Annotated in this window: 19 protein-coding genes; 8 read left to right on the forward strand and 11 right to left on the reverse strand. The window is 70.9% G+C overall.

Annotated features, from left to right (window positions below; all coding sequences use genetic code 11):
• Positions 1-7 precede the first annotated feature (7 nt).
• From A4R44_RS11780 to pgl, 4 genes are all read left to right on the forward strand, one after another.
• Complete coding sequence (locus A4R44_RS11780) at positions 8-1627, forward strand: glucose-6-phosphate isomerase (protein ID WP_067579185.1); 1620 nt, start codon at positions 8-10, stop codon at positions 1625-1627.
• On the forward strand, positions 1624-3153 hold the full coding sequence (gene zwf / locus A4R44_RS11785; RefSeq protein ID WP_067579187.1) for a glucose-6-phosphate dehydrogenase: 1530 nt from the start codon (positions 1624-1626) through the stop codon (positions 3151-3153). Before A4R44_RS11780 ends, zwf begins: the two co-directional genes overlap by 4 nt.
• Positions 3154-3223: 70 nt before the next feature.
• Positions 3224-4237, forward strand: a complete 1014-nt coding sequence (opcA, locus tag A4R44_RS11790; protein ID WP_067579189.1) for a glucose-6-phosphate dehydrogenase assembly protein OpcA — start codon at positions 3224-3226, stop codon at positions 4235-4237.
• A complete protein-coding gene (gene pgl / locus A4R44_RS11795; RefSeq protein ID WP_067579191.1) occupies positions 4234-5007 on the forward strand; it encodes a 6-phosphogluconolactonase in 774 nt (257 codons plus the stop codon). Before opcA ends, pgl begins: the two co-directional genes overlap by 4 nt.
• An 88-nt stretch (positions 5008-5095) precedes the next feature.
• Here pgl and A4R44_RS11800 read toward each other — a convergent pair whose 3' ends face one another.
• Positions 5096-5761, reverse strand: coding sequence for a GntR family transcriptional regulator (locus A4R44_RS11800; RefSeq protein ID WP_198545278.1), 666 nt, complete (start codon positions 5759-5761; stop codon positions 5096-5098).
• Positions 5762-5851: 90 nt separating this feature from the next.
• Between A4R44_RS11800 and A4R44_RS52045 the strand changes: the two genes are divergently transcribed.
• A complete protein-coding gene (locus A4R44_RS52045; protein ID WP_198545255.1) occupies positions 5852-6307 on the forward strand; it encodes a YbhB/YbcL family Raf kinase inhibitor-like protein in 456 nt (151 codons plus the stop codon).
• A 505-nt stretch (positions 6308-6812) separates the two neighbouring features.
• On the forward strand, positions 6813-8015 hold the full coding sequence (locus tag A4R44_RS11810) for a sensor histidine kinase (protein ID WP_167545382.1): 1203 nt from the start codon (positions 6813-6815) through the stop codon (positions 8013-8015).
• 197 nt (positions 8016-8212) lie between these two features.
• On the opposite strand, the gene A4R44_RS11815 is transcribed toward A4R44_RS11810, so the two are convergent.
• The 7 genes from A4R44_RS11815 to A4R44_RS11850 all read right to left on the reverse strand — a co-directional run bounded on the left by A4R44_RS11815 (position 8213) and on the right by A4R44_RS11850 (position 15721).
• The gene (locus A4R44_RS11815) at positions 8213-8557 is read right to left on the reverse strand and encodes an RNA polymerase-binding protein RbpA (RefSeq protein ID WP_009075886.1); all 345 of its coding nucleotides are present in this window, start codon (positions 8555-8557) and stop codon (positions 8213-8215) included.
• A gap of 75 nt (positions 8558-8632) precedes the next feature.
• Complete coding sequence (gene secG, locus A4R44_RS11820) at positions 8633-8863, reverse strand: preprotein translocase subunit SecG (protein ID WP_033292761.1); 231 nt, start codon at positions 8861-8863, stop codon at positions 8633-8635.
• 136 nt (positions 8864-8999) lie between these two features.
• A complete protein-coding gene (gene tpiA, locus A4R44_RS11825; protein ID WP_067579193.1) occupies positions 9000-9785 on the reverse strand; it encodes a triose-phosphate isomerase in 786 nt (261 codons plus the stop codon).
• The gene (gene pgk, locus A4R44_RS11830) at positions 9786-11000 is read right to left on the reverse strand and encodes a phosphoglycerate kinase (protein ID WP_067579195.1); all 1215 of its coding nucleotides are present in this window, start codon (positions 10998-11000) and stop codon (positions 9786-9788) included. It lies immediately after the preceding gene.
• 5 nt (positions 11001-11005) lie between these two features.
• On the reverse strand, positions 11006-12007 hold the full coding sequence (gene gap / locus A4R44_RS11835; protein WP_067579197.1) for a type I glyceraldehyde-3-phosphate dehydrogenase: 1002 nt from the start codon (positions 12005-12007) through the stop codon (positions 11006-11008).
• 1308 nt (positions 12008-13315) lie between these two features.
• The gene (locus A4R44_RS45495) at positions 13316-14770 is read right to left on the reverse strand and encodes a winged helix DNA-binding domain-containing protein (protein WP_203595540.1); all 1455 of its coding nucleotides are present in this window, start codon (positions 14768-14770) and stop codon (positions 13316-13318) included.
• A 54-nt stretch (positions 14771-14824) separates the two neighbouring features.
• On the reverse strand, positions 14825-15721 hold the full coding sequence (locus A4R44_RS11850; RefSeq protein ID WP_067580135.1) for a LysR family transcriptional regulator: 897 nt from the start codon (positions 15719-15721) through the stop codon (positions 14825-14827).
• A gap of 115 nt (positions 15722-15836) precedes the next feature.
• On the opposite strand from A4R44_RS11850, the gene A4R44_RS11855 reads away from it, so the two are divergent.
• Positions 15837-16817 carry a YncE family protein gene (locus tag A4R44_RS11855; protein WP_067579199.1) on the forward strand — a complete coding sequence of 327 codons (981 nt, stop codon included), beginning with the start codon at positions 15837-15839 and terminating at the stop codon, positions 16815-16817.
• 48 nt (positions 16818-16865) lie between these two features.
• Here the strand turns inward: A4R44_RS11855 and A4R44_RS11860 are convergent, their stop codons facing one another.
• The 3 genes from A4R44_RS11860 to A4R44_RS11870 all read right to left on the reverse strand — a co-directional run bounded on the left by A4R44_RS11860 (position 16866) and on the right by A4R44_RS11870 (position 23669).
• The gene (locus tag A4R44_RS11860; protein ID WP_067579201.1) at positions 16866-21338 is read right to left on the reverse strand and encodes a hypothetical protein; all 4473 of its coding nucleotides are present in this window, start codon (positions 21336-21338) and stop codon (positions 16866-16868) included.
• Positions 21339-21402: 64 nt separating this feature from the next.
• Positions 21403-22206: a hypothetical protein gene (locus A4R44_RS11865; RefSeq protein WP_067579203.1), complete on the reverse strand. Its 804-nt coding sequence runs from the start codon at positions 22204-22206 to the stop codon at positions 21403-21405.
• The gene (locus tag A4R44_RS11870) at positions 22206-23669 is read right to left on the reverse strand and encodes a hypothetical protein (RefSeq protein ID WP_067579205.1); all 1464 of its coding nucleotides are present in this window, start codon (positions 23667-23669) and stop codon (positions 22206-22208) included. Before A4R44_RS11870 ends, A4R44_RS11865 begins: the two co-directional genes overlap by 1 nt.
• A 77-nt stretch (positions 23670-23746) precedes the next feature.
• Between A4R44_RS11870 and A4R44_RS11875 the strand changes: the two genes are divergently transcribed.
• Positions 23747-24187, forward strand: a complete 441-nt coding sequence (locus tag A4R44_RS11875; protein WP_067579207.1) for a PPOX class F420-dependent oxidoreductase — start codon at positions 23747-23749, stop codon at positions 24185-24187.
• The last annotated feature ends 74 nt before the right edge of the window (positions 24188-24261 follow it).

The following is a 24261-nucleotide window of genomic DNA, read 5'->3' on the forward strand; positions in this document are numbered from 1 at the left end:
AGAGACCATGAGCGGGGACGAAACCGGCGTCGTGATCGTCGACGCCGAACTGGCAGAAAAGGCGGCGCCGCTGGCGCAGCGGCTGGCCGCCGACGGCGCCGCTGCCAAGCTCGCCGCCAAGGACTCCACGCTGTGGGGTCCAGACGCCGAGTCCGAAGCGTCGATCCGATTGTCCTGGACGACGTTGCACAAGTCGTCGCGTCCGTTGATCGGGGAAATCGAAGCGCTGCGCGCGGAACTGCACAGCGAGGGCGTGGACCGCGTGGTGCTCGCCGGCATGGGCGGCTCGTCGCTCGCGCCGGAGGTCATCACCGCCACCGCCGGCGTCCCGCTCACGGTGCTCGACACGACCGACCCCGGCCAGGTGGCCGACGCGCTCGCGGGCGACCTCGAGCGCACGGTCATCGTGGTGTCGTCGAAATCCGGCGGCACGGTCGAGACCGACAGCCACCGCCGGATCTTCGCCAAGGCGTTCGCGGATGCCGGGATCGACGCGGCGAGGCGCATCGTCGTCGTCACCGATCCCGGCTCCCCGTTCTCCGAACTGGCGGAGAAAGAGGGCTACCGCAAGACCTTCCTGGCCGACCCGCACGTCGGTGGCCGCTATTCCGCGCTGACCGCGTTCGGCCTCGTGCCGGCCGGTCTCGCGGGCGCGGACGTCGCGCGGCTGCTCGACCAGGCCGCGTCGGTGGCGGAAACGCTCGCCGAGGACACCGCTGAGAACCCGGCCGTGCAGCTGGCGGCGGCCTGGGGCGCGGCGCACGAAGCCGGTGCGGAGAAGGTCGTGCTGGCCGACACCGGTTCGGGGATCAAGGGCTTCCCGGACTGGGCCGAGCAGCTGATCGCCGAGTCCACCGGCAAGCTCGGGACCGGGTTGCTGCCGGTGGCCGTCGAGGGCCCGGACGCACCCGGGTTCGCCGACCACGGCAAGGACACGACCGCGGTCGCGATCGGTGCCCCGGAAGGCGCGGCGCAGATCTCGGTGACCGGCCCGCTCGGCGCGCAGTTCCTGGTGTGGGAGTTCGCGACCGCGCTCGCCGGACGGCTGCTGGAGATCAACCCGTTCGACCAGCCGGACGTCGAGGCGGCCAAGAAGGCGGCGCGGGCGCTGCTGGACGACCCGGAGAAGCTCAAGGGCGGCGAGACACCGGCCACTGTGGACGGTGCGGTCGAGGTCTTCGGCAGCGAAGGTGTTGTCACTGAAGGGAAACTCGCCGACATCCTGCGCGCGTTCTTCGGTTCGGTGGCCGACGGCGGGTACATCGCGGTGCAGGCGTACCTCGACCGGCTGGACGACGCGTCGACTTCGCTGCTGCGCGGCGAAATCGCCAAGCGGACCGGCGTGCAGACCACGTTCGGCTGGGGCCCGCGGTTCCTGCACTCCACCGGGCAGTACCACAAGGGCGGCCACCAGAACGGCAGCTTCCTGCAGATCACCGGAGCCGTCGAGGACGACCTCCCGGTGCCGGACCGCCCGTACACGCTGGGGCAGCTCCAGCACGCGCAGGCGCTCGGCGACGGCCAGGTGCTCGCCGAGCACGGGCGTCCGGTGCTGCGGCTGCACCTGACCGACCGCGCCGCCGGGCTCGCCGAGCTCGTGCGGGCAGTGCAGGAGGCCGCTCAGTGACCACCTGGCGCAACCCGCTGCGGGATCCCCGCGACAAGCGGCTGCCGCGGATCGCCGGGCCGTCGAGCCTGGTGATCTTCGGCGTCACCGGCGACCTGGCGCGCAAGAAGCTCATGCCCGCCATCTACGACCTCGCCCACCGCGGGCTGCTGCCCGCCGGGTTCTCGCTGATCGGCTTCGCCCGCCGGGACTGGGAACACCAGGACTTCGGCGAGCTGGTGCACGACTCGGTGAAGGAGCACGCGCGGACGCCGTTCAAGGAGTCGGTGTGGAACCGGCTCGCCGAAGGAATCCGGTTCGTCCAGGGCACTTTCGACGACGACGACGCCTTCGACCGGCTCGCGCAGACCGTGCGCGAGCTGGACGAGGAACGCGGCACCGGCGGCAACACCGCGTTCTACCTGTCGATCCCGCCGGGCGCGTTCCCGGTGGTGACCAAGCAGCTGGCGCGTTCGGGCCTCGCGCAGGCCGACGAGAACACCTGGCGGCGCGTGGTCATCGAGAAGCCGTTCGGCCACGATCTCCGCAGCGCCAAGGAGCTCAACGCGATCGTGAACGACGTCTTCCCCGAGGAGTCGGTGTTCCGCATCGACCACTACCTCGGCAAGGAGACGGTGCAGAACATCCTGGCGCTGCGCTTCGCGAACCAGCTGTTCGAGCCGATCTGGAACGCGAACTTCATCGACCACGTGCAGATCACCATGGCCGAGGACATCGGCCTCGGCGGGCGCGCGGGGTACTACGACGGGATCGGCGCCGCGCGCGACGTCATCCAGAACCACCTGCTGCAGTTGCTCGCTTTCACCGCGATGGACGAACCGCTGTCGTTCGAGCCGAAGGCGCTGCGCTCGGAGAAGGCCAAGGTGCTGGCGGCGGCCAAGCCGATGCTGCCGCTGGACGAGACCACCGCGCGCGGGCAGTACGCGGGCGGCTGGCAGGGCGGCACCAAGGTGCCGGGGCTGTTGCAGGAAGCCGGGTTCGCGAAGGACTCGACGACCGAGACCTACGCCGCGGTGACGCTGGAGGTGCAGAACCGCCGCTGGGCGGGCGTGCCGTTCTACCTGCGCACCGGCAAGCGGCTCGGCCGTCGCGTCACCGAGATCGCGGTCGTGTTCAAGCGCGCGCCGCACCTGCCGTTCGACTCCACGCAGACCGAGGAGCTGGGGCAGAACGCGCTGGTCATCCGCGTGCAGCCGGACGAGGGCATCACGCTGCGGTTCGGCTCGAAGGTGCCGGGGACCACGATGGAGGTCCGCGACGTCACGATGGACTTCGGCTACGGCCACGCGTTCACCGAATCGTCGCCGGAGGCCTACGAGCGGCTGATCCTCGACGTGCTGCTGGGCGAGCCGTCGCTGTTCCCGGTGAACGAGGAAGTCGAGCTGTCCTGGGAAATCCTCGACCCGGTGCTGGACCACTGGGCGAAGCTCGGCACCGCGCCGGAGCAGTACCCGCCGGGCAGCTGGGGACCGAAGTCGGCTGACGAAATGCTGGAGCGTACCGGCAGGCACTGGAGGCGTCCGTGAGTCACAATCGCGAAGCGGACCACGGGCGCCGGCTGGGTGCGGGTATCCCGCAAAAACACTGGAGGCGTCCGTGATCATCGACCTGCCGTCGACCACGACGTCGGCGCTGAACAAGAAACTGGTGGAGATCCGCGAGCAGGGCGGCCAGGTCGCGCTCGGCCGGGTGCTGACGCTGGTGATCGTCGCGGACGACGACGCCAAGCTCGAGGACGCCATCGAGGCCGCGAACGACGCCAGCCGCGAGCACCCGTCGCGGGTGATCGTCGTGGCGAAGGGCGCGCGCACGGCCGCGCCGCGCATAGACGGCCAGATCCGCGTGGGCGGCGACGCCGGCGCGAGCGAGGTCATCGTGCTGCGGCTGTACGGCCCGCTGGCCGCGCAGGGGCAGAGCGCCGTGGTGCCGCTGCTGCTGCCGGACGCGCCGATCGTCACCTGGTGGCCGGGCGCCGGCCCGAAGGCTCCGGCGGAGGACCCGCTCGGCCAGCTGGCACAGCGGCGGATCACCGACTCCGCCGCGGAAAAGAGCCCGATAAGGTCTCTCAGCACGCGCGCGAAGTCCTATGTGGAGGGTGACACCGACCTGGCGTGGACCCGGCTGACCCGCTGGCGGGCGCAGCTGGTGTCGGCGCTGGACCTGCCGCCGTACGAGAAGATCACGAGCGCGACGGTGACCGGCGAGGCCGATTCGCCGTCCACCGAACTGCTCGCGGGCTGGCTCGCCGAGTACCTCAAGGCTCCGGTGCACCGGGTCAAGAGTTCGAGCGCGCAGGGCATTATTTCGGTGAAGCTGGAGCGGAAATCGGGTGCGGTGGAGCTGACGCGGCCGGACGGGCGGGTCGGCACGCTGACCCAGCCGGGCCAGCCGACGCGGCGGATCGCGTTGCAGCGGCGCAGCAACCCGGAATGCCTCGTGGAGGAACTGCGGCGGCTCGACCCGGACGAGATCTACGAGGCGGCGCTGCACGGGCTGCACAAGATCGCCGCGTCCAACGGGGCGAAACCCGCCGCCGCCAAGGCTTCCGCCAAGCCCGCCGCCGCGAAGCCGAAGACGACCCGCAAGACCGCGGAAAAGAGCGGCTCATGAGCCGCACCGAGGTCGTCGTCTACGAAAACCCGGACCTGCTCGCCGCGGCCGCCGCGGCCCGGCTGGTGACGCGGATCGTCGACGTGCAGGCAGCTCGCGGTGCGGCGTCGGTGGTGCTCACCGGCGGCGGCACCGGCATCGCCGTGCTGCGGGAACTGCGGGAATCGAGCGCACGGGACGCGATCGACTGGTCGCGGCTGGACATCTACTGGGGCGACGAACGGTTCGTCCCGGCGGATTCGGACGAGCGCAACGAGAAGGGCGCCCGTGAGGCGCTGCTCGACCACGTGCCGCTGGCCCCCGAGCGGGTGCACGCGATGGCCCCGTCGGACGGCGAATTCGGCGACGACGTCGACGCTGCCGCCGAGGCCTACGCAAAGGTCCTCTCCGACGCGGCGGGCTCCGGCGCGGACGTGCCGGAGTTCGACATCATGCTGCTCGGCTTGGGCGGCGAGGGCCACACGGCGTCGCTGTTCCCGGAAACCTCCGAGGTGCGCGAAACACAGCGCTCGGTGGTGCCGGTCCGCGACTGCCCGAAGCCTCCGCCGACGCGCGTGTCGCTGACTCTGCCCGCCATCCGCCGTGCCCGTGAGGTGTGGCTGATGACAGCAGGCACCGCCAAGGCGGACGCGGTCGCGCAGGCGCTGGCGGGTGCGCCGGAAACGCAGATCCCGGTCTCGGGTGCCCGCGGGTACCGGCGGACGCTGTGGCTCCTGGACCGCGAGGCCGCAGGGAAGCTGACGAAGGTGTATCAACCGCCGGCTGAGTAAGGCGGCATCGGGAAGGGCTCCTCGCGCGAAGGTGCGGGGAGCCTTTCGGGTTGCACGGTAGGGGGCGTGTCGTGAGTGCGTATCGCGGTTAGAACCGGGATACGCACTCACGACTCCCCGTCAGCACCGCTGCCGTCGCCGCCAAGTGATCCGTCAGCAACCCGGCCGCCTCCTCCGGATCCCGGCTCAGCGCGGCCCGCTCCAGCTCCTCGTGCTGGGCGAGCACGTCCTCCACCGGCAGCCGGTACCCGGGGGCCACCGTCCACCGCCGGGCCAGTTCGCTCGCCGTCCACATCCGGTCGAAATTCTCCAGCAGCACCGCGTTCCCGCAGCCGTCGAGCAGCGTGCGGTGGAACAAGCGGTGCGCCTCCGCCCAAGCAGCGGAGTAGTAGCGGCCTTCGTCCGGCACATACATCGGCGTCCGGGCGAGCCGGTGCCCGGCCGCGCGCACCCGCGTCTCCCACTCCAGATCTCCGCGCGCGACCGACAACCGCAGCATCGCGGGCTCGACCGTCTGACGCGCCTCGACGATCTCCTGCCACCGCCGATCGGCCAGCGCGGGCACGGCGAACCCGCGGTTCGTGAGCCGTTCCGCCAGGCCCTCCCCGACCAGCCGCACCAGCGCCTCCCGCACCACGGCCAGGCTGACCTCGTACCGTGCCGCCAGTTCCTGCGGTTTCAGCGCCTGCCCCGGCTCGACCTCGCCGCGCATGATCGCGTCGCGGACCTGGTCGTAGATCTGCTCGGACAGCATCTGCTTCATGCGCCCAGGATAGACGATCTGCAAAGTCATCGATTATTAGACTTATCGTCGATGGAATACTGCTTCCGGCGAGAGGAGCGCATGTCCGCCACCTCCCCGTTCGCACGCCTTCCCGAGGTGCCGAGCTTCACCGTCACCAGCACGACCGTCGCCGACGGCGCGGCCTGGTCCGCCGAGCGGTTCTCCGGGATCTTCGGCATGCCCGGCGGCGAGGACATTTCGCCGCAGCTGTCCTGGTCCAGCGCTCCGGAAGGCACGAAGAGCTACGCCGTCACGGTGTACGACGCCGACGCGCCGACCGGCTCCGGCTTCTGGCACTGGGCCGTCGCCGACCTCCCCGCCACCGGCACCGACCTGCCGGAAGGCGCGGGTGACGACATCAGATCCGGACTCCCCGAGGACGCTCTCCAACTGCGCGGCGACGCGGGCGTCGCGCGCTTCATCGGCGCGGCCCCGCCCGCCGGCCACGGCGAGCACCGCCACTTCGTCGTCGTACACGCCTGGATGTCGAATCGATCGGCGTCTCGGCCGACGTGACGCCCGCCGTCCTCGGGTTCACCGTGCTCGGCCGCGCGGTTCTGGACGCTATCGCGGAGACGCCCGCCTAAGCCTCAGTCGTTTATCCGGCCTGGCCGCCGCTTCGCGCTCGCTGCGCCGCGGCGGTCTTCGACTGCGCAGAGGCACTTTCCGCCCACCCGCACGGGTGATCTCTCCCCTGTACGCGTGAAGCGGGCCCGGCGTCGACCTGGGCGGCAAACGGAGTAACTGACACTGCGCCAAAAAGCGGCTCACCAGTATGTGGGAACCGCCGTATGGTGAACATAAGGTGATGTGATCGACACTTGGTGATGTCGACCTCGCTTCGTTCATCCTGTTGGAGCAATTGTGGAGATTACAACACCACAAGAACCACTCTGGGTGAAACTTACTAGCAACACACACGTTCCCGTTAGCATCCGCACATTTGTTCACCGCCGCGCGTCCCGATCGGGTGGCCGGAGCATCTCATCACTAAGTCCACAAGACGAATGGGGTCGCCGCGATGAGCACTGAGGGACTCTCGATTCCTGGCATCTCGATGAGCAGCTCCGCCGCGGGAGCCGCCCGGGGGGACAGGCGCGTCAGCCTGACCGGGGCGTTCGCCGCGTTCCGGAAGCCCCTCGTCGCGACGATCGCCGTCGAAGCGGTGGTCGTGCTGCTGGCGGTGCTCGACGTCTGGCTCGTCGTGCCGCCCAAAGCACAGCCCTATTCGCTCTATCTGTCGGCCGCCGCGTGCCTCGCGGTCGTGGTGCGGCGGCGGTTCCCGTTCCTCGCGGTGCTCGCCGCGGTGCCGGGATTCTTCGCCGGATGGGCACAGCTCGCGTCGATGCTCAACCTCGGCATGCTCGCGACGCGGCGGCAACTGCACTGGCAGACCTGGGTCGGCGCGGGACTGGTGTTCACCTGCCGGTTCGTGCGGTGGCCGCTGCCGGAGTTCGCGGAACTGAGCTGGCGCGAACACGTCCTCGACGGGATCTACGGCGTGCTGGTGGCCGGCATGCCGATCGCGATCGGCCTGCTGATCGGGGCGCGCGCGGAGATCTCGGCGAAACTGCGCGAGCTGGCGAAGAGCCGCGACCGCGAACGCCGCTTCCACGCCGACGCGGTGCGCGCCGAGGAACGCGCCCGGCTGGCCCGCGAGATGCACGACGTGGTTTCGCACCAGATCACGCTGATCGCCATGCAGGCCGGCGCGCTGCAGGCGCAGGCGAAGGAGGGCCCGGCACTGGAGACGGCGCAGGTCATCCGCCAGCTGTCGACCCGGACGCTTGAGGAACTGCGCTCGCTGGTGAGCGTGCTGCGCTCCAGCTCCGGGAACGACGGCCCGCGACCCGGGATCGGGGAGCTGGACCACCTGATCCGCGAGTGCGACGTCCCCGTGCAGCTGACCGTCGAGCAGCTCCCGGACACCCTGCCGAGCCAGGTCTCGGCGGCGGCGTACCGGACGGTGCAGGAATGCCTGACGAACGTCCACAAACACGCCCCCGGCGCGACGGCCACGATCCGCATCCACGCGGCGAGCGGCGCGCTGGACATCGAGGTGGAGAACGCCCGCGCCTGCCGTGCGGGCGAGGCTTTCCCGTCCGGCGGCCACGGGCTGACCGGGCTCGCCGAACGCGCCCGGCTGCTGGGCGGAAGCTTCGAAACGTCCGGGACCGAGGACGGCGGGTTCCGGGTGCGGGCGCGGTATCCGCTGGATCGCTGAGGTTGTGGTGAGTGGTTATGCCGGTTCTCACCGGCATAACCACTCACGACACCCCGCCACTGCCGGGCCTGGCCGCGCCCGCGCACCAGTGGTCCAGACCGCTAGGGCTCCAGCCTTTCTCCGCTGCCCGGGAACTAAAAAACCACCGGCCCTCGCCCTCGCGGACGGGAAGCCGGTGGTCCCGGAGAAACCGTGCCTCAGATCAATTCGCGGCGCTGGCGGAGGCGCTCGAGCGCCTCGGCGAGGATGGCCTCGCCGTCGGCGTCGCTGCGGCGTTCCTTCACGTAAGCCAGATGCGTCTTGTACGGCTCGGTACGAGGCGCGGCGGGCGGATTCTGCTCGTCCTGACCGCCCGGGAGCCCGCAGCGCGGGCAGTCCCATTCGTCGGGGATTTCCGCGTCCATCGCGAACGACGGGCGAGCCTCATGCCCGTTCGCGCACCAATACGACACCCGGCGCCGTGGCGCCGATTCACCCCGCTCCGATTCGCCCGAAGGACCGGCACCCACGCGGGTGCCGCGAATCGCGTTACCGCCAACCATGAATCCTCACCCGTTGGAATCGGCGGCGCGCCCCCCAATAGGCACGCCGATCGCAGTCCCCTTCCGGGGACCCGGTCAGACCTTGAGCAGGAGGCCGAGACCCACGATGCTGATCAGCCAGATGGCCCCGAGCAGCAGCGTGATCCGGTCGAGGTTCTTCTCGGCGACGCTGGACCCCGCGAGACTCGACTGCATCCCGCCGCCGAACAGGGACGACAGGCCGCCGCCCCGGCCGCGGTGCAGCAGCACGGCCACCACCAGCAGGACGCTGGAGGCGATCAACAGGATTTGCAGGAACAGCTTCATGTCATCCTCTGTGCTTGTCGGAGCATGCAGGGGTACGGCCGGACCCGCACAGCGTGCGGATCTTCACCGTACCCCTGGACTCGTCCACTGCTCTAGTGACGGACCGAACACACAGGCTACCCGGTAGTGCCCACGATCAGGGCAGCGGGCCACCGGCGGCGAGCGCGCAGAGCTTGGTGAACTCCTCGCCGTCGAGGCTCGCGCCGCCGACCAGCGCTCCGTCGATGTTGTCCGCGGCCACCAGCTCGGAGACGTTCCCGGACTTCACCGAGCCGCCGTAGAGCACCCGGACCGCGGTGGCGACCTCGTCGCCGTACTTCTCCGAGAGCGTCCCGCGCAGGGATTTGCAGACCTCTTCGGCGTCGGCGGCGGTCGCGACCTTGCCGGTGCCGATGGCCCACACCGGCTCGTACGCGATCACGACGGCCTGCACCTGCTCGGTTTTGAGCCCCTTGAGGCCCTCGATCAGCTGGTCCCGGGTGTGGGCGAGGTGCTCGCCCGCTTCGCGGACCGCGAGTTCCTCGCCCACGCACAGGATCGGCGTGATGCCGTGCTTGAGCGCGGCCTTGACCTTCTTGTTGACCAGTTCGTCGGTCTCGCCGTGGATCGCGCGCCGCTCCGAGTGCCCGACGGTGACGAAGCTGCAGCCCAGCTTCGCCAGCATCGGGCCGGAGATGTCGCCGGTGAACGCGCCCGAGTCCTGCGGCGACAGGTCCTGCGCGCCGTAGGCGAGGGAGAGCTTGTCGGCGTCGACGAGCGTCTGCACGCTGCGGATGTCGGTGAACGGCGGCAGCACGGCCACGTCCACCTTCGCGTAGTACTTCTCCGGCAGCGCGAAGGCGATCTTCTGCACCAGGGCGATGGCCTCAAGGTGGTTGAGGTTCATCTTCCAGTTGCCTGCCACCAGGGGCTTGCGTGCCACTTAGTTCTTCCCCTCCAGCGCCGCCACGCCGGGCAGCTCCTTGCCTTCCAGGTACTCCAGCGAGGCGCCGCCGCCGGTGGAGATGTGCGAGAAGCCGTCCTCGGGCAGGCCCAGCTGCCGCACCGCGGCGGCCGAATCGCCGCCGCCGACCACGGTGAACGCGTCGCTGTTCACGAGCGCCTCGGCCACCGCGCGGGTGCCGCCCGCGAACGCCTCGAATTCGAAGACGCCCATCGGCCCGTTCCAGAAGACGGTCGCCGCGTCGGCGAGCTTCCGCGCGAACAGTTCGGCGCTGCGCGGGCCGATGTCGAGGCCCATGCGGTCGGCCGGGATGGCGGTGACATCGACGGCCTCGTGCGCCGCGTCGGCGGCGAAGCCTTCGGCCGCGAGCACGTCGACCGGCAGCACCAGTTCGACGCCGCGCTTCTGCGCCTCGGCGAGGAAGCCCTTGACCTGGTCGAGCTGGTCTTCCTGCAGCAGCGACGTGCCGACCTCGTAGCCCTTGGCCTTGAGGAACGTGTACGCCATGCCGCCGCCGATGAGCAGCCGGTCGACCTTGGTGAGCAGGTTCGCGATGACGCCGAGCTTGTCGGACACCTTCGAGCCGCCGAGCGCGACCACGTACGGCCGCTTGACGTCGTCGGTGAGCTTCTTCAGCACGTCCAGCTCGGCCAGCACGAGGCCGCCCGCGTACGCCGGGAGCACCGCGGCGATCTCGTAGACCGAGGCTTGCTTGCGGTGCACGACGCCGAAGCCGTCGGACACGAACGCCCCGCCCGGCGTCAGCGCGGCCAGCTCGGCCGCCAGCTCAGAGCGGTCGACAGCGTCCTTGCTGGTCTCGCGCGCGTCGAAGCGGACGTTCTCCAGCAGGACGACCTTGCCCTCGGCCAGTCCGGCGGTCAGCGCCTTCGCCGACTCGCCGACGAGGTCGCCGGCCAGCGGGACCTCGGTGCCGAGCAGCTCGCTGAGCCGCTTCGCGACCGGCGCGAGCGTGAACTTCGGGTCCGGCTCGCCCTTGGGGCGGCCGAGGTGCGCGGCGACGACGACCTTCGCGCCCGCCTCAGCGAGCTTCTTGATCGTCGGCAGCGCGGCGCGGACCCGGCCGTCGTCGGTGATGGCCGACCCGTCGAGCGGGACGTTCAGGTCGGAACGCACGAGCACGTACCGGCCCTGAACGCCCTCGCCCAGCAGGTCGTCGAGGTTCTTGACGCTCATCAGGTTCAGAGCTTCGAGCCGACGAGCTTGATCAGGTCGGCGAGGCGGTTGGAGTAGCCCCACTCGTTGTCGTACCAGCCGACGACCTTGACCTGGTCGCCGATCACCTTGGTGAGCGGCGAGTCGTAGATGCAGGACGCCGGGTCGGTGACGATGTCCGAGGACACGATCGGGTCGACCGAGTACTTCAGGATGCCGGCCAGCGGGCCCTCGGCGGCGGCCTGGTAGGCGGCGTTGATCTCCTCGACCGTGGCGGGCTTCTTCAGGGTGACGGTGAGGTCGGTGGCCGAGCCGGTCGGGACCGGGACGCGCAGCGCGTAGCCGTCCAGCTTGCCGAGCAGCTCCGGCAGCACGAGGCCGATCGCCTTGGCCGCGCCGGTGGAGGCCGGGACGACGTTCAGGGCGGCGGCGCGGGCGCGGCGCAGGTCCTTGTGCGGGCCGTCCTGGAGGTTCTGGTCCTGGGTGTAGGCGTGGATCGTGGTCATCAGGCCCTGCTCGATGCCGAAGGCGTCGTTGAGGACCTTGGCCAGCGGGCCGAGGCAGTTGGTGGTGCAGGACGCGTTCGAGATGATCGTCTGCGAGCCGTCGTACTTGTCGTCGTTGACGCCGAGGACGACAGTCAGGTCCTCGCCCTTGGCGGGCGCGGAGATGATGACCTTCTTCGCGCCGCCGGCGATGTGCGCCTTGGCGGCGTCGGCGTTGGTGAAGAAGCCGGTCGACTCGACGACGACGTCCACGCCGAGGTCGCCCCAGGGCAGGTTCGCCGGGTCGCGCTCGGCGAGGGCCTTGATGGTCTTGCCGTCGACGACGATGCCCTCGTCGCTGACGCTGACCTCGCCCGGGAAGCGGCCCAGGATCGAGTCGTACTTGAGCAGGTGGGCCATGGTGGCGACGTCGCCGAGGTCGTTGAACGCGACGACCTCGATGTCGTGACCGCTCGCCTTCACGGCACGGAAGAAGTTGCGGCCGATCCGGCCGAAGCCGTTGACACCTACGCGAACGGTCACTGCTGCCACTCCTCTGGTGTTGATCACGGCGACGGCGCGCCGGCCGCCGGCCGCTGAAGTTGGTCACTGCGGAAGTTCCCCGGGGCGCCCGCCCCGGGCGGCTTCCGCGACTTCTGCGAATCGCTGCAACCCTAGCGTGCGGGCCCCGTTGCCCCGGACTGCCCTGACGAGACTTCCACCACTGCCGGGAGACGTCAAGAATCGATTAAGAACCCAGCTCAGCCGGGTGAGGGGCGGAAACGGGGCGAGCGCTCCCTCGGGGCCAGGGGGCGGGAGCGGACCAGTGGCTTGATCGGTCTTGGTGCCCCGGTTCACGCTGCCGGGCCGGTTTCGCCGGGCCGGTTTCGCCGGGCCGGTTTCGCCGGGCCGGTTTCGCCGGGCCGGTTTCGCCGGGGCGGTTTCGCCGGGGCGGCGAGGGGGCGGCGCGAGGTGCGGGCGGAGGAGGGGTGCGGCGGACGGGTTCGACGAGACCGGGACGGCGGAGGCCCGGGGCAGGCTCGGCAGGAGCGGGACAGCCGGGGGTCAGGACGCCGGGCTCGTCGGGACCGGCACAGCGGGGGCTAGGACAACCTCGGCAGGAGCAGCACAGCAGGAGCATGCTTCGCGTGCGCAAGGAGCACGACAGCAGCACGACGACCGCACTCGGCAAGACCCGCACAGCAACACGGCAGCCGAACTCGGCACCAGCACAGCAAACACGCTCCGCGTGCAGGACAAGCACGGCAGGGCGAGCTCAACGGACCGGCACAGCAGGAGCACGCTCCGCGTGCGAGACAAGCACGGCTGGGCGAGCTCAACGGGACCGGCACGGCGGGAACTCGGCACGAGGCCCGTCGCGCGAACCTCGGTGCGATTCGCGGCCGGACTCCCGCGAATCGCACCGCGCGCTCGACCCGGCCGTCACACCGCGCGCTCGACCCGGCCGTCACACCGCGCGCTCGACCCGGCAGCCGCGTTCCCCGCTGTGCCGGTCCGGGCCGCCTCGGGCGATTTGGGCTGTCGTGGCCCATCCGCCGGACCTCGCGGAGCGTGCTTGAGGAAACGCTTCGTTCCGCGCTCTCTCCAACGACTTGGCAACCGCGCGGTGCGGGTGTCCGGCAGGACCGGCTGCCAGGCGTCCCGAGAGCTGGGCAGCCTGGTCGCGCGGTGGGCGGGCCGCCGGGGTCGTCCGGCTCTCCCCTGTTCCGCCACCGCCTCTCGCGCGCGGAGCGTGCGGTCAGTCCGGCACAGTTCGGTTCGGCACAGTGCGCAGCGTCATTCAGTTCGGCACAGTGCGCCGCGTTATCCAGCTCCGCACAGCGCGCAGCGTCATCCAGCCAGCTCCTTCTCCGCCGGGGTCCGGAACTTCGGCACCACTCGCGCCTCCCCCAGCCATTCGCCCAGCCGGGCGGCCTCGGCGTCCACCGCGGCGGTCTTGTCCGCGCCGATGTCCTCCAGCAGGCGGACCGCGACTTCTCCCGACGGGCGGTGGCACCAGGCTCCGACGATCCGGCCGTCGCTCCAGACCGTCGGGCCGATGTTGCCGCTGCGGTCGAACAGGGCCGGGCGGTGCGGGCCGACGTACCAGTCCCGGGACTGCCAGCCCATCGCGGTCGGGTCGAGGGCCGGGAGCAGCGCGATCCACGGGCCGGGGGCGGCGACCGGGGCCAGGTCGCCGGGCAGGACGATCGCCGGTTCGCCGTCCAGGTCGACCTCGGCGGGGGCGACGGCGGCCAGGGCCTTTTTCGTCTGGCCTGCCGTCCAGCCGGTCCACCAGCGGAGGTCGGCGACCGGTGCGGGGCCGAAGGCGTGCAGCCATCGCCGGGCCAGTGCGGCTCGGGCTTCGGCTTCGGAGAGGCCTGGCCAGTCGGCGGGGACGGGGTCGGAGAGGCCGGACCCAGCGCTGGTACCGGATCCACGGCCAGCGCCGGGGCCAGCACCGGTTTCGACTCCAGAGCCGGGACCAGCACCAGCTTCGGCCCCGCAGCCAGAGCCGGGACCAGCACCGGCCTCGGCTCCAGAGCCAGAGCCAGAGCCAGAGCCAGAGCCACCAGCTTCGACTCCAGAGCCAGCGCCGGGACCAGCTTCGGCCCCACAGCCAGAGCCAGCACCGGCCTCGGCCCCACGGCCAGAGCCAGAGCCAGGGACAACCGCCCCCGCCAGCCAATCGGTCAGCGGAGACCAGTGGTACTGCGTGCTCTGCCAGCTCCCCCGCGGACGCCCTCGCACGATGTGTCCCTCGGCGGCCAGCTGGAACAGCACCCGGCTGGTGACGTTGCCGATCGACTCGTACGGTTTTCCCTTCGCCATCAGCAGTTGCTGCCGCAGGCGCGGTTCGTCGTCCGCCAGCTGCTGCGCGGTCGCCGATCCCCTGGCGCGCAAGGCTTTTTCGACGCTCGCCATGACCTCGTCCAGCCATGCGCCGGGACGCGGGACATTCTCCGGATGCCCCAGGGTGGCCAGCTGCTTTTCCAGCAGGCGCCGTTGCCGGGCGGCGACGTCGTACGAGCACGCGGCTTGCACCGAACCGGCAGTGGCGATGTCGGTGACGAAAACGGTGCGCCGCATGCCGAGGACGCGCAGCAGGGTGCGCCGGGAGTACAGCGCGTCCTCGACGTCGGCGACCGAGACGTCGCGCACGCGCGACCAGGCGGACAGGTACACCGAAGCGGGATCGGTGGCGTGCAGCGCGACGACGCCGTCGACTGCTTCCTCGACGGTCGTCGCCCGAGCCGCTAGGTGGTGGCGTACGCCGAGGCGGGCCCGGCGTTGGGCGAGGGTCATCTTCACGACTCGATTCCTACCAGCAAGGTCCGACAGAAAATGCCTCTGCGCTGGTCAGCGGCCAGAACGGGCGAGCATGGCGGTGCGCACGCGGTTCCGGAACCAGCGCTGAGCCGGATCGGCGGCGGTCCGGGGGTGCCAGGCCAGGCCGAGTTCGACGGGCGGCAGGTCGAGCGGGACGGGGAAGGTTCGCAGGTCCAGAGCGGTCAGGAACGGGTCCAGCCAGCCTGCGATGCCGATGGTGGCCAGGTCGCTTTCGCTCGCCAGGATCAGGGCGCTCGGGTGGCCGGGGACGACCGCGGCGACCCGGCGGCGCAAGCCCAGCTGAGCCAGGGCGGCGTCGATCGGGCCTTGCTGCTTGCCTCGGCGGGAGACGCCGATGTGCTCAGCGGCGGCGAAGCCGGCCGGATCGATCGGCGCGGAGAAGAGCGGATTCCCTTGCCGCGCAATGCCCAGCACGGTCGAGTGCACCAACGGCTCCGTGCGGGTTTCCGGGTCGTGATGACCGGCGGCGCCGATTTCGAGGTCTACCCGGCCGTCGCGCAAAGCCCCGCTGTCCTCCGTGGACTCCGGGACGAAGATGACCTCGACGTGCGGGGCTTCGGCGCGGATGCGGGCGGTCAACGAACCAGCCAGGCCGCTCACCACCAGGTCGGCGGCTTGGACGGTGAAGGTGCGGCGGAGGTCGGAAGGAGTGAAGCCGGGGCCCGGGCCGAGGAGGCGGTCGGCCCGGTGCACCAGTGCGGCGACTTCGTCCTTCAACTCCAGGGCGCGCGGGGTCGGGACCAGGCCTTGACCCGCACGCACCAGCAGCGGGTCGCCGGCGGCGCGGCGCAGTTTGGCGAGGGTGCGGCTCACCGCGGCGGGCGAGCTGCCCAGTCTGGCCGCTGCGCGCGTCACGCTGCCTTCCTGGAGCAGGACGTCCAGCACGCGCAAGAGGTTCAGGTCCATGGCCGCCCCGAAAGGTTTGCGTTCGGCGGAAGAATTCCGTGCCGATTCTTGCATCGACGCGCAATCCGCGGCCGCCCAGAGTGGATCAGGTAGCCGAACGAAAGGAAGAACACCCATGCGAGAAGCGATCCTCGCGGTCGCGGGAGCGAAGGGGCCGGCGGTCGCCTTCTTCGACGTCGGGTCCGGGAAGCATCTCGGCACCGTCGAAGTGCCCGCTCAGCCGCACGACCTCTGCTTCGACCCGGTCCACCGCCTCGTCTGGACCGCGAGCGCGTACCGCCGCGGCGCCTACCACAGCCACGGCGAACGAGCGACCGAGCTGACCGCGATCGATCCGGATTCGCGCGAGGTCCTGGAGGTCGTCGATCTCTCGCCGGATCACGCGCCGCACGGTCTGGCGATCGATCCGGTGCGCGGGCTGCTGTACGCGACCGTCGAGGCCGGTCCGGGAAGCGAGGGCGGCCTGGTGGTCGTCGACACCGCGACGCGGCGGCCGGTCCGGCATCTCGCGGCCGGCGCGCCGGGGCCGCATTGGGTCGCGATCAGCCCGGACGGGCGGCGCGGGTTCGTGACCAACAAGGAAGCGCCGTTCGTGTCCTTTGTGGACCTTGACAGTGGCGAGGTCGAAAAGGTCTCTGTGCCGGGCAGCGAGGGGCTGGCGGTTTCCCGGGACGGCAAGCGGCTCTACGTCGCGGCTCCGTACCTGGAGAACGGAACCGAGCCGGTCCGCGCGGCGCCCGGGATCCGCGTGTTCGACGCGGTCACCGGGTCGCTCGAAACCCTGCTGCCGACGGAACGCCCGGTGCTGCCGATCCATTGCCCGACGTCCGGCGAGGTGCTGGCCGCCGAGCTGGGCGGGCGGTTGCTGGCGTTTTCGGCGACCAGCCACGAACTCCTCTGGTCGAGGGAGCTGCGGACGGAGTTCCCGCTGGCCATCCTGACCGATCCGGACGGCCGGATCGCGTTCGTGTCCGGGGCGGCGGCGACCGAGGTGGAGGTCATCGATCTTGAGACCCGCACCCTGGTGACCACATTGGACACCGAGGCGGCCGGGGCGGCAGGCGGCCACGGGCTGGCGTACGTGCCCGTCGGCTGACGGGGTCCGGCGCGCGGTGTGCCGTCCGGGCAGACCGCGCGCCAGCCGTCAGGCCGGTTGTTCCTCTTCCGCCGATGCCGAATCCACCGACGGAGAAGAAGCACCGCGGCTGAACATCCGCGTCGCCGAAAGCCGCGCCACCCCGTCCGGATCCCCGAGGTCGTCGAGGGAATTCCGGATCGTCGCGTCCACCGACAGGTACTTCCGCCCGGCCCGCAGGTCCGCGTCGTTGCGCAGCCGCACGATCAGCGGGAATTCCGCCAGCGCGCCCGCGTCGAACAGGCCCGTCGTGTAGATCAGCTGCACGCCCAGCGCCTCCGCCACGGCCCGCTGCAGTTCCAGCAGATACCCGGCGGACGCCCGGCCGATCGGATTGTCCAGGAACAGCACGCCCGAATGCCGGTTCCGTGCCTTCCCCCGGTTGTTGGCCCGGAGCGCGGCGAGCGTGCAGTACAGGATGATCGCCGCGGTCAGCTGCTGGCCGCCGGAGAACACGTCGCGGATTTCCGACACCCGCTGGCGTTCGGTGCGCAGCACGGAGTCCGGCTTGAGCATGTCGACCCGGTACCCCTTGGGCGCGGCGACGTGCACCCCGCGCAGCACCAGCGACAGCCCGTCGCGCTTCACGTCGCGGCCGTCGGCGGTCTTGCCCGCGGCCGCCTCGTCGACGACCTCGCCCAGTTTTTCCGCCAGCACATGGTCTTCCAGCTCGGTGAACCGGATCCGCAGGAATTCCTGGCCGGACCAGTCGCCGAGCCCGTCCGGCAGCCGCGACACCCGCTGCGCCGACCGCAGGGTGCGCAACGCGCCTTCGACCATCCCCTGCAACCGCGTGATGATGCCGCCGCGGTGCCGGTCGATCTGCGCGAGGTCGTCGGCGAGCGTCCGCAGCCGGGGCCGCAGCGCCTCGCCCCATTCCGCCGCGTGCGCGGGAAGCTGGTCTCGCTTCACGGAAATCACCTGCTGCCGCACCGGCGTGCTGAGCTTCTCGAACCGTTTCTCGGTCGCGTACTGCGCCAGCTGGTCCGCCGCCGCGCGCACTCGCCGGTCGCCGGAGTCGGCCGCCGACTGCGCGTCGTTCAGGACGGTGTTGAGCTGGTTGTACCGGGTCCGCGCGGACTCGACATCGCCGTCGTAGGCGTCCGCGGGTTCCTCGGAACGCAAGTGCGCCAACGATTCCGACAGCAGCCCGAAGCCCGAAGCCGAAGCCTTGCCCGCCTCCAGCGTCGCTTCCGCTGCCGCCCGGCGTTCCTGCAGCTCTTCCCACTTGCGGGCCGCCGTGGACACTTCCAGCGAAGCCGCGTCGATCAGTTCAAGGCCGTGTTCGATGTCGCGCGGTCGCTCGGCCGGAGGAGCGACGCCGGTCTGCAACGGCAGCACGTCCAGCTCGGCTCGACGCGTCGACACCTGCCCGATCGCCTCGGTGCGTTCTTCCTCCAGCGCGTCGACGGCTCGCCGCGCCCGCGCCAATGCCGCCGCCCGCGTGGAAGCGTCCGAACCGTCCGGCGTCTCAAGCAACGCCGCTGCGCGCGCCCGGACCTCTTCGTCCAGCGACTCCAACGCCGACGAAGCTGCCGCCTCGGCGGATTCCGCCTGCTCCAGCTCGGCCCGGAGATCGCTGCCGACCTCGACCTTCGCGTACGACTCGGAAGCCGACACGAAGGTGCGCCGCAATGCGTCCACCGGTTCCGAAGGCGCTTCGACGTCCTCCGGCAGCTCGGCCGCGCCCGGCACCTCGGCCAGCTCCGACCGTGCGGTGGTGACCGTGCGACGGTGTCCGTCAGCAGTCCGCTGCTCCTCCGCCGCCTGCTCGCGCAACCGCGCTGCCCGGGACGACGCTTCGGCCGCCGAGGTCTCCGCGCGTTCCGCGATTTCCGTCGCCCGCTCGACTTCTTCGGTCCACTCCGCGACGCGCGCGGCCCTAGTGGACAGCTCGCCGAGCCGACGCGCCTTCTCCTCGGCTTCCGCTGAAGCGGTGCGCAACGCGGGAACTCGCTCCCGCAGGGCGGTGATTTTTTCGCTCAACCGGGCGAATTCCGCCTCGGCCTGCGCGAGCGCGGCCTGCGCGGTCTCCCGTGCGACGCGCGCGCTTTCGGCCTGCTCAGCGAGCGTCCGGATGGCACCGGCCGGATAGTCCTCGCGCCAGGTGGTGAGCTTCCAGGTCAACGCGCCGTCGGCCGCCAGCGACTCCGACAGCTGTTCCAGCCGACGCTGCCGTTCAGCGTGCCGCTGCGCCACGGCTTCCCGCTCGGTGTCGGCGGCTTCCTCGTCGTACATCGCCGGGTTCGGCGGCACGAGGAACTCGACGCCCGCCGCGGCCGGACCGTCCTGGTGGAACGCATCCGTGGTTCCGACCGCGATCACCGCGCTCGGCAACAGCCGGGAAGCCGCCAGCACTTCGCGTGCCCGCTTCACCTGCGCCGCGTCGTTCAGCAGCACGCCAGCGACGAGCTGCGGCATCCGCTCCAGCACTTCGCCGCGTCGCACCGAGTCCAGTTTGGACAGATAACGCCATCCCGACCACGCGGTGATCCCGGCCTGCTCCAACGCGTCCAGCGCGGCCTGGACATCCTCCGGCGGCGGCAGCAGTCCGCCCGACCCGAGTGCGGCCAGCGCCCGTTCGTCGGCCGACTCCTCCATCCGCAGCGCGGTCTGTTCCTTCTCCACCGTCGCGCTCGCGTCCCGCAAACGCTGCAGCAGCACCGGAAGATCGCTCTCCGGCTTGACGTCGTCCGCGCCGAGCAGCTCCATCAACCGCGGTTCGGCGGCCAGCGCGTCGGTCCGCCGGTGCGCGCGTTCGAGGTCTTCGGCTGCCCGGACGAGATGGTCCTGAGTGGACCCGGCGAGCTGGTGCGCCTCGTTCACCGAGCGCTGCGCCGCTTGCAGATCCTCGCCGACCCGGTCGAGTTCCTGTTCCCGGCGAACGGATTCCGCCGCCGTGGCCTCGGCTTCCGCCCGCGCGGACCGGGCCGCTTCCGCGACATCCGCCCCGGAGGTCAGCAGCCCGCTCCGGACGGATTCAGAGATTTCCTCGCGCAGCTCGGCAATCCGCGACGACAGTCCGCGCGCCTCAGCCCGGCGGCCAGCCGCCAGGTTCGCCGCCTCGTCCCGCTCGGTCTGCGCCTTCTCCGCTTCGGCGCGCAACGCGTCCGCGTGCGCCTCGGCTTTGTCCGCCTGGCGCTGCGCATCCCGCGCCAGCGAAAGCAAACCGCGCCCCAACGCGACCGCCGCCGCGTCCCGCGCGGCCAACGCCGGCTTCGCCTTCTCCTCGCGGTTTCCGACCAGCTCGCGCAGGTCTTTCGCCTTGCGCGCAGCGTTCAGCCGGTTCAGCACGGTCGCGGTTTCGCGCCACGATTCCGCTTGCGTCTTCGCCTCGGCCAGCTCGCCGTCGACGCGCTCGCGTTCGATCTGCGCCTCTTCCAGCCGCAGCACCGCGACCAGCCGGCGCAGCTCGGTGACGCCCGCGGTCAGCCGCCGATGGTCTCCCTCGGCGAGCTTTTCCGCGCTCCGCACTTCCTCGACGTGCTCGTCCAGCCCCGACAGCCGCGCGTTCTCCAGCTCGTTGCGCGCGTGGATGCGCCCGGCCAGCTCGCCGAGATCCTCGCGTGCCGATTCGGCGATCCGGCGCGACGCCGCGGCCACGCCTTCCTCCTCGGCCAGCGGACCGAGCAGTTCCAGCGCGCCCTCGACGAATTCCTTCTCCGCCATCAGATCGCCGCGCTGCGCGAGGTTGTTCGCGTACGTGGACACGACCTCGGCGAGGTCCTTCGGCTCGTCCTCCGACAGCACCGCGCGCAGCAGGAACTCCACGAACGCCTCGTCGGTGGAGAACTGGAACGCGTCGGCCGCCTCGCCCTCGCCCGCGTTCATCGCGCGCTGGTAGCGGAACAGCTCGGTGTCGAGGCCGAGCTGGTCGAGCCGCCCGGTCCACTCGTGGTGCCGGCGCGTCCAGAACAGCTCCAGCTCCGGTTCGGCCATCGCCGCGCCCGCGATCCGGTCGTGGAACCCGGACATGGTGAGCAGCCTGCCGTCCTCGGTCAGCGGCAGCGAATCGAGGGCGACGTCGGCGGTCGGGCGGAAACAGTACCAGGAGTCGACCAGGTTCTCCGAGTCCGCGGACGTCACGTGTCCGCGCCACTCCGACACCTTGCCGGTGATCACCCGCTGGCCGGTCTCGACGTGCAGCCACTCCAGCACCACGTGCGCGACGTCCTTGGCCGTCACGAACTTCTCCAGCACCTTCGTGCTCGTGGTGCCGACGACCTGGCGCCGCCCGGGCAGCATCACCGAGAAGATCAGCTTGATCAGCACGGACTTGCCGCCGCCGTTCTCCAGGAACAGCACACTCGCCGGCGACGGGCGGCGCACCGGGCCGCCGGCGTGGATGCCCGCGGAGAACAGCGCGTCCTGCTTCGGCGCGGTGATCGTGGCCCCGACGCCGCTGAAGTCCAGCACCACGTCCTGGTACCGGGCGCCCGCCGGGCCCACCGAATGCAGGCGGACCCGCGAAAGCTCGTACATCCGTTTCCCCTCTACCGAGCCTGATCCACGGCGGACCGCGCCATCCGGTCCGAGCAGCTCGCCCTCACGACAGCGTGTCCGAGGCGGCCGCGCGCAGCGTGCCCCCGGCGCCGGCGACCGCAACCACATCGAGCGCGAGCAGATCGTCGAACGCGGCGTCCGCGGCCAGCTCGCGCACCTGGATCTGATACCGCGGCGTCGTCCGGTAAGTGCCGCCCTGCTCGTCGCTCACCGGCACCAAAAAACCTTGGTCGGCAAGGAATCGCAGCGCCCGCGACACCATGCCGCGTGTGGTGTCGGCCGCCATCCGGCCGTCCTTCGTCGCCGCGGCGGCCGGACGGCGAGCGTACGCGCGCCACGCCTGCTCCAGCTCCGGCGCGTCGGCGAGCGGGTCGTTGTTCGCCTCGGCCAGCTGCGCGCGCTCGTCGAGCACGCGTGCCGCTTCGCGGACCATCGCGTCGACCTGCTCGACGCTCACCCGGCCGATGTAAGTGTCATTGGCCAGGTCGTCCGGCCGCGGGTAGCCGAGCGCGGCCGTCGCGAGGTGAATCAGGCCGTGCAGCACCTTTTCCGTTTCGCGCCGCTCGCGGATCTTGGCCTGCCGGGCGTAGCTGTCCATCTTGATCTCGAAGACGGACTCGTCGGTGGCCGCCAGCACGCACCCGGCCTGCTGCGTCACCTCCAGCACCATCAGCCCGAGCCCGGACGCGACCGCGTGGGTGAGCGCCTTGAACGCGTTGTCCTCGCCGTAACGGCGCACCAGCTCGCCGTACACGACGTCGCGCGCGGGCAGCTGCTTCGGGCGCATCCCGAACGCGACGAGGCGCGCGGCGGCCTCGGCGTCGACGCTCGTGTGCGTCACGGGCATCAGGCGACCTCCTCGATCTCGTCGTCAGCTCGTTCGACCTCAGCGGTGGACAGCAGCAGATCGGCCCCGCCGAAGTCCGGGTCGTCGAGCAGGGTGCCGTCGTCGACGGCGAGCAGCACGTGGCGTTCCCCCTGCCGGCGCGCCGCGCCGACCTCGGGACTGTAAGCGTGCAGCGCACGCAGCGCGACCAGGGACGCCAGGTTCGGCTGCCCGGAGCGGCGCGCGTCCTCCAATAGCCCGGACAGCCGGCGCGGCACGTCGGGCAGGTCGAGCAGTTCGTCGGCGAGCCGCCACACGTCGTCCCCGAACCGGTCGGTCACCTCGGCGGGCACCAGCTCCGGTTCCGGCACCTCGCCGACCAGCTGGTCGCGTTCCGGGGCGGGCCGCAGCAGCAGCGACACCAGCGAGGACAACGACGGCACGACCGGCGTCGCGATTCCCGCGACGGCGTGGAAGAAGTGCTCGGCGGGCGCGGTGGCGTCGGCGAGCGGCAGGCCGAGCGTCGGCATCAGGAGCTGGCCGAACAGGTCGATCGTGGCCCGCTGCGGCGGTCCGGAGAACTGCTGGCGGTCCTGTTCGGCTCGGAAGACCGCCCCGGCGTCGGCCAGCCGCGACTGGAGCCGGGTGTGCCGCCGGATGCAGTCGGCGACGATGTCGACCAGCTCGGCCGCGCGGCGCTTGTGGTCGGCATCCTCGGACTCGTCGCGCGCGGTGGTGATGTTCTTCAGGATCGCGTTCTCGGCGCGGAACCGGGACTCGATGTGCCCGAGCGCCGACTCGATCAGCTCCGGCACCTCGCTCTCCCAGTCGACCGCACGCACGTCGCGGCGGGTCGCGTCGAGCTTCGCGCGCAGCGTCTCGCCGTACTGCACGGTGCGGTAGCGCGCCTGCTCCGCGGCGAGCTTCGCGTCGGCGAGCCGACCGCGGTTGATCAGGTTCTCCAGCTTCACCTCGGCGGCGATCTGCGCCGACTCGACGTCCGTGTCCAGCGCGCCGACCAGCACGTTGATCGCCTCGTCGGTGGCGCGCAGGTACACCTCGCCGTCGGGAGCGGCCAGCTCGACCAGGAGTTTGAAGTCGAACTGACGGCGCTGGTAGCCGCCGGGGCCGAGCGAGCCGTACACGCGCCGGAAGCCGCGGTCGGTGGTGCCGACGTTGATCAGGTTGTCCAGCACCCATTTGGCGACGCGCACGTGCTCGTCCGGCATCCGCGAGGGCGCCTGCAGCGAGATGAACGGCAGCAGCCGGTCGATGACCTGGTCGTGGCCCGCACCGGTGTCGAAGTCCATCGCGATGGTGACCTGGTCGATCGTGTGCAGCGCGATCTCGGCCATCTGGTACACCGTGGCGTCGGCCCAGTCGAGCTTCGCCTTGCGCGCGTCGAGGTCGTGCAACGGCGCGGTGCAGGCGAGCGCCTTCAGCCGACGGGTCAACCCCTCGTCGGCGAGCCCGGCCGCACCCATCTCGTCGTATCGCACAGCAGGTCAGGCTAGTCGGCCTGCCCGGGCGCCCGCACACGCGAACGGCTAGCGTGGGCGGCATGCGGGAGATGAGCAGGGCGGAGTGGTGGAAGTTCGCGAGCGAGGGCACGCGGACCGGGATGCTGGGGATCGTGCGGGCCAGCGGAGCCCCGGTCGTCACGCCGGTGTGGTTCCTGCTGAACGAGGGGCCCGGCGGCGACGAACTGATCTTCACCACCGGCACGGACACGCTCAAAGGCAAGGCCCTGCGCCGCGACGCGCGAATCTCGCTCGCCGTGGACGACCAGCGGCCGCCGTTCTCGTACGTCCAGTTCACCGCCGAGGCGGAGCTGCACCACGACCTCGGCGAAATGCTGGAGTGGGCGACCCGGCTCGGCACGCGGTACATGGGCGAGGAGAACGGCCCGGCCTACGGCGAGCGCAACGCCGTTCCCGAAGAATCCCTCGTCCGGGCGAGGATCACGAAGGTGATCGCGCGGGCGGACATCGCCGGCTTCTGACCCGCCGGTTCTTCCGGCGCGCGCTCCGCGGCTGTGCCGGGCTGTGCCGGGCTGTGCCGGGCTGTGCCGGGCTG

The sequence above is a fragment of the Amycolatopsis sp. M39 genome (assembly GCF_001651785.1).
GTDB classification, from domain to species: Bacteria; Actinomycetota; Actinomycetes; order Mycobacteriales; family Pseudonocardiaceae; genus Amycolatopsis; species Amycolatopsis rubida.